This is a genomic window from Elusimicrobium minutum Pei191 (assembly GCF_000020145.1).
GTDB classification, from domain to species: Bacteria; Elusimicrobiota; Elusimicrobia; order Elusimicrobiales; family Elusimicrobiaceae; genus Elusimicrobium; species Elusimicrobium minutum.
On the sequence record NC_010644.1, the window covers coordinates 899,815 to 911,260 of the forward strand.

General features: G+C 36.8%; 11 protein-coding genes. 7 read left to right on the forward strand and 4 right to left on the reverse strand.

Going from position 1 to position 11,446, the window contains the following annotated elements:
- Window positions 1-107: 107 nt before the first annotated feature.
- A complete protein-coding gene (locus EMIN_RS04205; protein WP_012414988.1) occupies window positions 108-1,739 on the reverse strand; it encodes a DUF2207 family protein in 1,632 nt (543 codons plus the stop codon).
- A gap of 13 nt (window positions 1,740-1,752) precedes the next feature.
- On the reverse strand, window positions 1,753-2,283 hold the full coding sequence (locus tag EMIN_RS04210; protein WP_012414989.1) for a LemA family protein: 531 nt from the start codon (window positions 2,281-2,283) through the stop codon (window positions 1,753-1,755).
- 69 nt (window positions 2,284-2,352) lie between these two features.
- On the opposite strand from EMIN_RS04210, the gene EMIN_RS04215 reads away from it, so the two are divergent.
- Together EMIN_RS04215 and EMIN_RS04220 are read left to right on the forward strand one after the other, a co-directional pair.
- Entirely contained in the window at window positions 2,353-3,018 is a 666-nt protein-coding gene (locus EMIN_RS04215) for an HAD family hydrolase (protein ID WP_012414990.1), read from the forward strand.
- Window positions 3,019-3,022: 4 nt separating this feature from the next.
- Window positions 3,023-3,478 (forward strand): YbaK/EbsC family protein, encoded by a 456-nt coding sequence (locus EMIN_RS04220; RefSeq protein WP_012414991.1) that lies wholly within the window; start codon window positions 3,023-3,025, stop codon window positions 3,476-3,478.
- A gap of 106 nt (window positions 3,479-3,584) precedes the next feature.
- Here EMIN_RS04220 and EMIN_RS04225 read toward each other — a convergent pair whose 3' ends face one another.
- Window positions 3,585-4,229, reverse strand: coding sequence for an outer membrane beta-barrel protein (locus EMIN_RS04225; RefSeq protein ID WP_012414992.1), 645 nt, complete (start codon window positions 4,227-4,229; stop codon window positions 3,585-3,587).
- A gap of 484 nt (window positions 4,230-4,713) precedes the next feature.
- On the opposite strand from EMIN_RS04225, the gene EMIN_RS04230 reads away from it, so the two are divergent.
- Window positions 4,714-5,391, forward strand: a complete 678-nt coding sequence (locus tag EMIN_RS04230) for a hypothetical protein (protein WP_012414993.1) — start codon at window positions 4,714-4,716, stop codon at window positions 5,389-5,391.
- A 52-nt stretch (window positions 5,392-5,443) separates the two neighbouring features.
- On the opposite strand, the gene EMIN_RS08745 is transcribed toward EMIN_RS04230, so the two are convergent.
- Entirely contained in the window at window positions 5,444-5,575 is a 132-nt protein-coding gene (locus EMIN_RS08745; protein WP_012414994.1) for an RDD family protein, read from the reverse strand.
- 390 nt (window positions 5,576-5,965) lie between these two features.
- On the opposite strand from EMIN_RS08745, the gene EMIN_RS04235 reads away from it, so the two are divergent.
- The 4 genes from EMIN_RS04235 (at window position 5,966) to EMIN_RS04250 (ending at window position 11,269) form a co-directional block, all read left to right on the forward strand.
- Window positions 5,966-7,258, forward strand: coding sequence for a hypothetical protein (locus EMIN_RS04235; RefSeq protein ID WP_012414995.1), 1,293 nt, complete (start codon window positions 5,966-5,968; stop codon window positions 7,256-7,258).
- Between the two features lie 33 nt (window positions 7,259-7,291).
- Window positions 7,292-8,251 carry a hypothetical protein gene (locus EMIN_RS04240; RefSeq protein WP_012414996.1) on the forward strand — a complete coding sequence of 320 codons (960 nt, stop codon included), beginning with the start codon at window positions 7,292-7,294 and terminating at the stop codon, window positions 8,249-8,251.
- Window positions 8,252-8,359: 108 nt separating this feature from the next.
- Window positions 8,360-9,736, forward strand: a complete 1,377-nt coding sequence (locus tag EMIN_RS04245) for a hypothetical protein (RefSeq protein WP_012414997.1) — start codon at window positions 8,360-8,362, stop codon at window positions 9,734-9,736.
- A 342-nt stretch (window positions 9,737-10,078) separates the two neighbouring features.
- On the forward strand, window positions 10,079-11,269 hold the full coding sequence (locus tag EMIN_RS04250; protein ID WP_012414998.1) for a hypothetical protein: 1,191 nt from the start codon (window positions 10,079-10,081) through the stop codon (window positions 11,267-11,269).
- The last annotated feature ends 177 nt before the right edge of the window (window positions 11,270-11,446 follow it).

Consider the following 11,446-nt stretch of genomic DNA (forward strand, 5'->3'; position numbering starts at 1 on the left):
TCTTATCTCCTGTTAGTGATTTTATATTTCCTGTATTAAGAATGACTTATATTTAAGGCAAAATAAATACAATAGAAATATTTTTAAAATTAAATTGCGCCGTCAGCTTACAAATCCTCTGTGTAGGATATATTTTTTGTTTTGCTAAACTCCTCAACCAACCCGCTGCCGGCAATAAAGGCAAGCTGCCCGGATTTGCTTGTGTGGTGCTCTTCAAAAAGCTCGCTGCCAAAATCTATTTCGCACCAGTTAAACTGTGTTTCCGAATAAACGCTTTCCACGTAAGCGGCGTATTTACTTACCCATTTATGTTCAACTCCTAAGGCCACGGCGTAGGGCAGATATTTGGCAAAAACATCGTTATCAAGCTTTGCTTGCCCGTTATTATCAGAGCCGCTTAAAAACTTCCTAAAACCTTCTATTTCAGATATTTTTTCAATCCCGGCGTCCGTAAACGGGGGGAAAAACCTTCTAAAAGTAATAACGGTAATTATTATAAAAATAAACATACTGCCTAAATACAAAATACCGCCCCCAGAACTAAATAATAAGAAAATAAAACCTAACAAACCCAAAACATAGCCGGTTATATCAAGCGCTTTATCGCTTCTTATATATTTGGATTTAACATGCTCTTTGGCGTTTTTTTTGTGGGCGCTTATTATAGATTGTATTTCTTTGGATGTTTTATCAGCGGGTGTAAATTTTTTGGCGCCTCCTTCAAATAAAACGGAAAGTAAAGCTTTTTCATCTTCAGAAATACTCTTATTTTCTTTACCTGTTTTTTCCAAATATATGTTTTTACCGCTTAACACAATTTTTAAAATGCCGTTAACAGCCATGTTTAAAATAGAAGACGTAAGCATTTTATATCTGTCTTTAATCTGGCCGGGGTTTTTTTTATATAAGTAGCGTACGGCCGCAACGCTTAAATCAGAAGGCGGCGTTGAAACTGTTTTATCTTCCTGCGGTTTCCTGTTTCTTAAAACTATCCATACAATAATATAGTAAATAAGCAGCGTAAAAATTATTAAAAGGGGCAAAACAATTTTTTTATTATCCGCCATAAAATCATGGAACTCACTGACGGCGGGTGCGGAAACCGTTCCTTTGGGTAAACCTAAAGAAATAATAACGGAGGCGTCTTTATTGTCTTTATTTTCAAAATTGAAATTCAGCTTACCTTCGGAATACTCCCTGCCGCCGTTAAATTCGGCTAATTTACCGTCAACACCGTATAGTGTTTTTAAATAAACGGGAATCACGCCCTTGGGTAGATTAACGGTAACGGAAATATTTGAAGGATTGTATTTATTAAAAGAACCGGTTGTATCTATATAAAGCTCGTCGGAATCGCTATAAAATTTTATTAAAGAGGTTTTGTAATATACGGTATATTCATGGCTGCCTTTTTTAAGGTCTGAAGAGTCAATAAAAATCCTTTTACTGTTTGGGGTGTTTTGCTCTGTATAGGCTACGGGTTGGCCGTCTTTTTCAACGGATAAAATTTTAAAATCCTTATCTTTTTTTACCCACAGGGCGGAATTATGTATTGTGTTAAAATCCTTAAAAAAAGTATCGGGTGTTTCATCTTCGCCTATATCGAAAACCAGTTTTTCTTTAACAAGTACAGCCGGGGAATCGGCTAGCGTAATATCTGCCTTATAATCAGTTAAAACGGCGGCGTTGAGCCCGGGTAAAGCTGACAATAATATAAGCAAAGCGTATATTTTTTTCATTTTTAAATACCTTTTATATTTTTGTAAAAGTAAAATCAAAATATTCTTTCTTGTTAAAATCAAGCATTTTAGCCACTATATTAACGGGAAACGCACCCGTTACGGTGTTCATATCCCTTACGGCGTGATGATAACCGCCCGAAGCGTATTTAATTTTTCTTTCCACTTTTTCAAGTTGTGTTTTACAGGATTGGAAATCCTCATTTTCTTCAATTTTTTTTATTAAATAAAGCTGTCTTAAAAAAGAAGAAAAATTTTCGGCAAGAACCTTCTCTTCTAAAGTTCTTTTTACAGGGTCAGCAGAAAAATCAATTTCTTCTTTCAGATTGTTTGCTAAAGATAAAAAGGATTTGTTATCCTGCATACCATACGACGCTATGGAAGCCATTTTTTTTATAACATCGTTTCGCGCGCGCAGGTGTATATCTAAAGTATTCCAGGCGGTGTTTAAAGCTTTTTCAAGTTTTTGCATTTTATAATAAGAATAAGCGCAAAAACCTAAAGTAGGAAAAATTATGAATGCGGCAATTAATAAAGGTGTCATATACAAATAATTTACAAAATAATGGCATTAGCCGTCAAAAAATGGCAAAATTACTTTAAGGACTTGATTATGAACATAAAAGATATAAAACTTGTAATTTTTGATATGGACGGACTTTTGCTTGAAACTGAAAAGCTTTATATGGATTTATTTTGCAAAACCATGGACGAGCTGGGGTATAAAGCCGATAAAGAACTTTATTTGCCCTGTGTAGGCGTGGGCAGCGCAAATGGAAGGGCTTATTTAAAAAGCAAACTTGGGCAGGATTTCCCGGCGGAAAGGCATGAGGGTCTTATGTTTAAAAGAGCCTACGACTACGTAATTGAAAAAGGGGTAGATCACAGGCCGGGAGTCAGCGAACTTTTAGACTTGCTTGACAGCCTTAACATAAATAAAGGCATTGCCTCCTCAAATGACAAAGAATTTGTTTTGCACGCTTTAAAAAACAGTAATTTAATTAATAGATTTTCTGTTATAAACACCGCTCAAGACGTTAAAAAAACAAAACCTTCGCCGGATTTGTTTCTTAAAACGGCAAAAGATTTTGGCGTGCCTGCCTCACAAACCCTTGTTTTGGAAGACTCCGAAAACGGGGTTTTGGCCGCAAACGCAGCCCAAATGCGGGTGTTTATGATACCGGATATAAAAATGCCTTCACCTGAAATAGAAAAAAAAGCGACCGCTGTTTTTAACTCACTCCACGATGTGGTTGATGTATTTAAAAGGAACTTTTAAGCTCATGATACCAGCTAAAGTTAAGGATTTTTTAGACAAACACTGCCTTTTAGCCATTGAACATGAGGAAGGCTCCACGGCAACATCCGTTATGGCGGCAGAAAAATTGGGCGTTGAAGTGGGCCAAATAGCCAAAAGCCTTCTTTTAAAAAATAAAGAAGGTCAATTTTTTTTAATTTTGTGCGCAGGGGATAAAAAAATATCTTCTTCCAAGGTAAAGGAAATAACAAAATCTAAAGCGGAGTTTACCAAACCGCAAGAAACTATTGACGTAACAGGCTTTGCTATAGGGGGGGTATGTCCTTTCGGCCTGGATAATGTACCTTTATATATAGACAAAAGCCTTAGCGTTTATGATGCGGTATACCCTGCGGCAGGCACAGCGTCTTCCTCGGTAAAAACAAGTTTTAAGCAACTGCTCGGCATACTTAACGCCAAGGAATGCGATGTTACCGCATAAATTTACCAAAAAAAAGATTTGATTGCCATGGTTCATGGCATAAAGCGCGGTTTTATAAGAAAAAACCCCAGGCCGTAAGCCTGGGGTAAATTTATTTGGAATTTATTTAAAAATAGAATCTTAATGTTAAACCTGCGTTAATACCGTCTAAATCAAGCATAACCTTTTCGGAAGCGGTCGCGTAGAATGTGGTTCCGTCCCATTTGTCTATTTTTGAAGAAAAAGAATATCTGGCGTCAAAACCTAAGCCCATCATTTGTGAAATTCTCCACTCAACTCCGGCGTTAATATGAGGGAAAACTTTGTTTTCTTTATAGGACTCCATGCCGTCTTTTAATTTAGCAAACACCATAGAAACACCGGCGCCGCCCCAAACGTTAAACTTCTCATTTAAATTATATTTATAATAAACTGTTAAAGGAAGAACAGATGATGTTATTTCTACATCATACTTAAGATTGGAGAGAGAAACGCCCTCAAGTTCATCTTTGCTTATTCCTTCAAAACCTAATTTTACACCGATTGAAGCGTCATTATTTAAAGAATATTCATAAAAACCTTCTAAACCGTAAACAAAATTATTTTCCGTTAAATCAGTACTTCTCATATACGGTTGAATAGAATCTTTAAATTTATCAATGTTAGTTTTTTTCTGGGTAGCGCCAAGCTTAAATCCAAAACCAAACTCGTTTGCGAAAGCGGATGTTGAAATTAACATTCCGACAAACAGCACAGCTATTATTTTTTTCATTACAAGCTCCTTTCATTAATTTTAATTACTTTGTTATTTTATAAATAAATTACCCCTTTCCGCAATAGTTTTTAACTCGTAATTTTTGATTTTAACAAAAAAGCAAAATTAGCAGGGATTTTAAAAAACAAAAAAAACACACCTGATTTTAAAGCCCCGCAAGAACAAGTCTCTTTTTTGTTTTTTTTGCAAAAAAGCAAAAAAGGGGTCATTTTTTAAAACTCCGTAAAAAAGCTGTTTGTTTTTTAAAAGTAAAAGCAGTTGCAAATTTTGACAAATAATTTACCGGACATCTAAGCTAAATTATCAGATATAGCAAAAAACAAACTTGATTTCACGTCAGAAAATTAAGGTTATCCATAAATACTGACATATAATGGCATATGTTTGCCATATATTGACATATGTCATACCAATTGTTATTATATGTCATAGCCATGTTGGCAGATTGTTTTTAACAATTATTTTAGAGCGGGCGGATACTATGGAATATGGAAAAAACGCGAGAATTAAAATTAAACTAAAAACCGGAGAGGAGTTTGAAGCGGAAGGCGACAAAGCCTTCATAAATGAGCAAAAGAATGAATTTTTGACATTAATAGGCAAAACAAACGGTGATTTTGCAAAAATGCAAAAAACGGAATTTGCCCGCCCCAAACAGTTTGACTCCGCTCCGAAAGAATATAAACCTGACCCGGAAGCCTACTCCGTTGCGCAAAACTTTAATATCCCTAAATTTCTAAGGCAGGCGCAAAGAAAAGAATCACTTTCCGACGTCAACGCACAGAAAGAGGACACCTCTTTTACAAATAACGCCATTGTAATCAATGCTTTAAGCGTTTGGCAAAACGTTTGCCGTACGGAGGGGGGCATTGTTGTAATAAGACGAAAATTCAAAGCTTTAACCCCTTCCTCGGCCGCTTTAATAATAGCGGCTGCGGCTAAAATACTGCTAAAGGAACCCCTTTACGGGGCGTTAAAACTGTCTAAGTCAATGAAACTATCCGGTTTTATGGAGGGAAATGACAGGCTGGACCGTATTTTATCTTCAGAGTTAAAGCAGGGCACCCTTTCTTTTGAAGGCACAAAAAGAAACAGAAGTTATAAAATTTCCGACGAAGGCTTTGCAAGAGCGTTCGTTATAGCCGAAAAACTTATATAAAACATAAAAATGCCTGCCGCAACTCTTTAAACTAAAGAAGCTGCGCCGGGCATTATGTTTTTGTTTTTTTAACACTAAAATTTTTATCTGCCGGCAAACAATCCGCCATTATATCGTGCAAAGCCTGTTTTTTATTAGTGAACGCGGCCATTATATAACCTATAAAAAGAATTTCTTTTGCCATCCCGCAAGCTTTATACCTAATAACATTTTATCTATATCAGCCCGCCGTAAAGAGAACCCTAAAATAGCAAAATACAAAATTGTAACAATGTAAATAATAAATATTGCCGAGTTTTTCCAATTAAAGCGTTTTTAAATACAAAATCTAAAACAACATTAATAGTATTACAATAAAATCAACAACCATTGCCGCAAATCCTCTTTAAAATCCCGCATACATGTCGAAAAACCTTTTAAATAAATATCAGCTGCCACACCAAATTTATTTTTTAATTTTTGGGTCTAAAGACCCATCAGCGTTTAGGTCTTTCGGCTCATGTTATTTTGTTAAATTAAATTTATAATTATCTTAACGGTTATTTATACAACTGCTTAACGGAGAGCCAAACTTATGAATAAAATAAAAAAAATATTGGGATTATCTCTTTCTATAGTGCTTATCTCAAATAGTTTTACATATGTGTCCGCACAGGATATCGGAAAATTAAAAAAAGAAATTACAATTTCCGACTCTGACGCTATACGTATTTATAAAAAAATAGAAACAAAATTTCCTGAAATAAAACCAACCCCGCAGGGAATCAGCGCGGTTGCCGCCGGTACAGCGCTTGCAGCCGCACCTATTGTTTTAATCTATAACAATAAAATTTTTAATGTTCTTGCCGAAACGAATATCGTACACATACAAAACGATTTAGCCGAAACATTCCGCAACTATTTAACGGCAAAGGAAATCATTTTTGTAAAAGAAGCCCGCGTCCTGGAGTCGGCAGTAAAACATGCCGAAGGCAACTTTGCCAGACAATTACTTGCCCAAGGTAAAACATTTACCTCTTTTAAAGCCAATGTTTACCCTGATTTTGTGGGAAACGTTGATTTTTTTAAAACTATTTTCGACTTAAAAAGAGCGGAAGAATACCTTGAAATGGCCAACCTTACCAAAATAAATAAAGCTTTTCCACATTTAAGCCAAGCTCAAAAAGCCCAGCGAATGGCTAGATATATTGACGAAGCCACAAAATGCCTTGAAGTAGCAAAAATAAGAGACGGGCATAATTTAGGTTTTTTTATGATAGACGCCGATTTTGTTAAAAATGTTGAGAATGTAGCCCAGTTGAGCAAAAGAGCTAACGCTCTCGCCTCGGAAGCCGCGCAAGCCCAAATAAAAGCGGTTAATGCCGCAAGGTCGGCTTCAGCCGCAAAAGCGGCGGGTGTAAGCAAAGCCGCAAAAATCGGAAGAGCCGTCGGAAAAGGCCTTATAGTAATTTCCGTAGCGCTTGTTTCTTACAGCATCATAAGCTCTGCTTTTAGTGAAGATGAATCCGGCCCATCTTTAGCCAAATTAGACGAAACGGACCAGCAGAATCTTTTAAGGGACCCTTCTTACGTCTTCCACATTCCGCAAGCCGTCAGGGAAAAAGCGGGAATAGAAGATTACGCTGTAAGTTTTCAATACTTCTTGCAAAAATATGACAACGACCCCGAATTCGCCAAATCGGCGGATAATGATTTTGCCAAAATAAAAGCAAGCCAAAACATGATTAGGAAAGCTTTAACGCCTGAGCAGAAAAAAGAATTACAGCTCCAAAAAGCTAAAGAAATTCTTAAACAGAGTAAAACTCAGCAAAAAACGGCGCAGGCTAAAACAGAAAATATGAGAGCGCAAATAGCCTCAAATTTATAATTTGCGGTAAAATAAAAAACAGAGACATAAACAATGATGATTAAGCGTATATTTATAAGCATTATTTTATCATTAGCGCTGTTAAACAACGGCGTATGTCTCTGTTTTGCGCAAAGCGCGCCTCTTCCCACGGACGAAGAATGCATACGCTTAATACGTGAAATAGAACAAAAAGTAAACCAATTAAATATTAAAAGAGAGCGCGGGCATAAAAAAGGATTTGCAACATCCGTTACGGGGTTGTTTTTAATGGCAGGCGCGCACCCGGTATTGCTTTTATCCCAACAGCAAGCGTTAAAAAAACTGCACCTGTCTTTAAATGAAACAAAGCGCGCAATGACAAATATTTATAACGCCGAAGGCAGTCTTTTAAGAATATCTAATGACCAAACCTTCCGTCTTCATTATTACAAAAACGCTCTAAACAGCCTTCATCAGGCGTCGGAAACAAAAAATATTTCTAAAATAAACCTTCTTTTGGACGAAGCTATCAACGATTTTGGGGAAATACTTATTTTGGAAAACAAAGCGCAAAAACCTTTTTTTAGAGAATCATCCGAGTTTTTAAAATATTATGATGAACTTCACGTTATAAAAGCCAAAACAACCAATATAGCGGCTTATTCCAATAAAGCAAAAATGTTTTCCCGCGCGGGTTCTTTTATTTTCATAGCGGGAATTCTATATATTATGTATGAAACCGCCGCTACCAAAACCAGTTTTTCTTTAAGCGATACCGACCTGGAAGCATTAAACAGAGACATAGCCTATTTATTCCAAATGGGGGATGAACTTGTACTTTCTGCGGGTTTAAACCAAGTTAAACATGATATAAAATTAATGCTTAACGACTATAAAAATAACCCCGGGGAGTTTTATTCCTATTTAAATTATATTTCCCAAAACAAGGAAAATATTCCCGCCGCAAGCGACACTATGCGTAAAAAGGCGGATGATTTAAAAAAGCAGATATCGGAAGATTTGAAAAAATAGGTCTTTAGTCCTATTTTTATTTAGGTCTTTAGGCTCATGCAATAATAACGCCCTATATATATAATTTATAATATAAAGATAGATTTAAGCTTATTTTAAAGAGGGTTTATGAAAATACTCAAATCAGCCGCAAGCATTATATTATCTTTTGCTCTTGTAACCGGCAGCGTAACATTGCCTTTACAAGCGCAAGACTCAATACCTAGAGACGCTAACGGACTTCCCATGGCAACCATTACCGACGCTGAAGTTAAGGCTATGGTTCAAGAAATGGAAAAGGAACTTCCCACAGAAGTACAAGAAATTTTAAAACATGACCATAAAGCTTCCAATTATAATGTTCCCGCAACTGCCGGCGCTTTCGCAAGTTTTACCGGCGCGTATTATGCAAGGCTTCGCAAAAGACCTCAATTAATAGCGCTTTTGGCTGAAAATCATGAGTTTGCCATATCATATATGTCCCACACCCTTGAAAAAGCTATAGCGGCTGACCCTGCATTTGCGCAATCGGCAAAAGCCATTCAAATAAGAAGACAGCTCAGTAATATCGGTAATGTGGATTTAACGCTTAAAGCGGAAACCACAACCGCTTTAAAAGAACTTGCGAAAAGGTTAGAAAACGCAAAAGATATCAGCGGTATGAAAGTATTTATTTATGATTTAAACAAAGCTTCCAACACTTACCCTGAAAACATGTTGAAATCTTTATCACAATTAAAAAGAGACGTGCCTTCCTTAGGGCTCACCCAGCAAGGGCAGGATATGCTTATAAAAGAACTGCAAGATATTCACAGCAAAGCCATGGGATATACTTCAGAAGGACAGAGAATAAGTTCCGGCATGCTTAAACCCGGAAGCATAGAATTAGGCGGCGGTACAAAAATAAGCATTATAGAAAAAAAGCATAACGCGATTTTAAACGTTGAAAAAGAACTCGATGTTTTACTTGCCCAAAACAAAATTTCTTATGAAAAATTTGTAGGCAGCTCTGCGGGAAGTTTAGCTAAAGAAGCAAAACATATAAGAAGCCTTAAAGCGTTTACAAAAGCGGGTAACATATTAATCGTTGTCGGCGCGGTTTTGGCCGGGTATAGTATAATGGACAGTTTTGTGTTTAACGCTCCGGATACAAACAAGCTCGACGATACGGATTTGGAATCCATGGCAAGAGATCCTATGCATCTTTTTAATATAGATTCAGCCAATTTGAAAAACCACCCTGAAATACTGGCGGAAAAAAACATGCTGGCCCTTATGTTCCAGGAAATAAGAGATAATTCCGCGAGAAAAGCAACCGTAATTCAAATAACAAAAGAACTTGTTCTTTTGGCGGAAAAAGAAAACAAAACGCCCGTAAAAAAGGAACAACTTGAGCAAAATAAAAAGAAAGACGCCATTGAAAGGCTTAAAAAAGCTAAATTACAGCAAAAGGGTATAGCTCAGGAAATAAATTCGCAACTTCAAGACAGTATAAACCGTTCATAAAACAAAAAACTTTAAACCCCGGCTTTTAATGCCGGGGTTTTTTATCTGTTAAGCAGTCCTCATACTACACCAAAAAATGTTTATTTATATCGCTAAAGACCACTTTATGTAAATGCAGTAGCGGAGATATTTTGCTTGCCGTCCGCCTTCCCCTGCGAGAAGTCTTGGGAGGCGCTTTTTGTTATTGACCCCAAAACAAGCACCAACTTTGAAAGAAGATAATTACAAAAAGAGCAAGTTTTTTGCCCCACGAACGCGGGGTAAATATTTACGTAAGAGGAATATTTTTATATAATAGTTAGGTAAGGCTATCTTTTTTAACTTAACCAAACAAAAAATAATATGAAAATAATTAAAACCTCCGCAGTAATTATATTTTGCATGTCTGCTTTTTTTGCTTTTTCGCAAGAAACGCCAAAATCCTCTATTTCCGATGCGGAGGCCGTTGAAATTTTAAAAAACATTGAAGCGAAATTTCCAGCTTCTTTTAAAATAGAAAGGACTGACACCGCTTCAGCCGCCGCGGGACTTTCTTTATTAGGATATATGCGGGGGGATAAACTCTTCCACTTTACCGCCATGGCGCATGAAAGAACGGTTTATTTAACTTTTTTAACAGATTTTAATAGGCTTATGAATGATTTTCCTTCTAAACTAATACCTATTGATCCGCTTTACGCAAAGAATTTCCGCGGATATCTTAGCTATTTAGAGCGCGAAATAAAAATAAAAGCCAATACCTCCTCTTATATAGCCTATTTCGAAAAAAACGGTTATTTGGGCGGCGAATATGTTTCAAATATGGCGAAAATAGCGCAAGATTACCAAAGAGGCTTGGAATACATGGAACGGGCTTTAAAAAGCAATGCGCCGTCGCATGTTTTAGAAAAAACAGCTATTACCGTAAAAGAAACCGAAATGCTTGAAAATGTAAAGAAAGCCAGGGATTGTTTCCGCATGATGGCAAGAACGGATTTGGAAAGTTCGGGGGGAAAATATGTTTTTTATAATGACGGGTTTAAAAAAAGCATGGTTTCAATAAACAAAGTTATAGAGGATTCTGAAAACAGGTTAAAATTTCCAAAAAAATTCGTGAAACGGGGCGTTAAAGCGGTCCCGGCGGCAAATGCGGCGGCGGCAAAACTTTCAAAAACAAACCGCGCTTTAAAAACGGCGGGCCGCTCAGTTCTTTATTTAAGTATAGCGGCAGGCGCTCTTGTGATAATTGAAAACGCTCTTACTGATATGCCTTTAACGCTTGAAGATACGGATTTAGCCTCTCTTTACCGTGACAGAAGCTTAATTTTTAAATGGGATAACGCTTTAATAGAAAAAGGCGGACTGTCGGAATATAAAGAATTTTATAAATTTTTTCTGGAGCAATACGCCTCTAACCTAGAAACACGGGCCTACGCGGACGGACTTTTTAAACAAGAAGAAATTACCAATAACAACCTGTCACGAGCTGAAAATAACATAAAAAGAAAAGAACTTATAAGAAAAATAAAAACAGAACTTGAAAATATAAACTGATACGCAACGTAATTTCACACAGTTAAAAAGCAAAACTCCCCCGGCTTAGAAGAGGAGTATTTACCTGTTTTAAAGCCCGGCTTTGCCCTGCGCGCACGGTAAGCGGGTTTCCTCGGCAAATATGCGTTAATTTACATTGGTAAGGGATTGCCGCCACTTACACCTAAAGACTGCGCT

Coding starts and splice junctions, on each gene's coding strand:
- EMIN_RS04205 (WP_012414988.1), bottom strand. CDS start 1,739: ATGAAAAAAATATACGCTTTGCTTATATTATTGTCAGCTTTACCCGGG.
- EMIN_RS04210 (WP_012414989.1), bottom strand. CDS start 2,283: ATGACACCTTTATTAATTGCCGCATTCATAATTTTTCCTACTTTAGGT.
- EMIN_RS04215 (WP_012414990.1), top strand. CDS start 2,353: ATGAACATAAAAGATATAAAACTTGTAATTTTTGATATGGACGGACTT.
- EMIN_RS04220 (WP_012414991.1), top strand. CDS start 3,023: ATGATACCAGCTAAAGTTAAGGATTTTTTAGACAAACACTGCCTTTTA.
- EMIN_RS04225 (WP_012414992.1), bottom strand. CDS start 4,229: ATGAAAAAAATAATAGCTGTGCTGTTTGTCGGAATGTTAATTTCAACA.
- EMIN_RS04230 (WP_012414993.1), top strand. CDS start 4,714: ATGGAATATGGAAAAAACGCGAGAATTAAAATTAAACTAAAAACCGGA.
- EMIN_RS08745 (WP_012414994.1), bottom strand. CDS start 5,575: ATGGCAAAAGAAATTCTTTTTATAGGTTATATAATGGCCGCGTTCACT.
- EMIN_RS04235 (WP_012414995.1), top strand. CDS start 5,966: ATGAATAAAATAAAAAAAATATTGGGATTATCTCTTTCTATAGTGCTT.
- EMIN_RS04240 (WP_012414996.1), top strand. CDS start 7,292: ATGATGATTAAGCGTATATTTATAAGCATTATTTTATCATTAGCGCTG.
- EMIN_RS04245 (WP_012414997.1), top strand. CDS start 8,360: ATGAAAATACTCAAATCAGCCGCAAGCATTATATTATCTTTTGCTCTT.
- EMIN_RS04250 (WP_012414998.1), top strand. CDS start 10,079: ATGAAAATAATTAAAACCTCCGCAGTAATTATATTTTGCATGTCTGCT.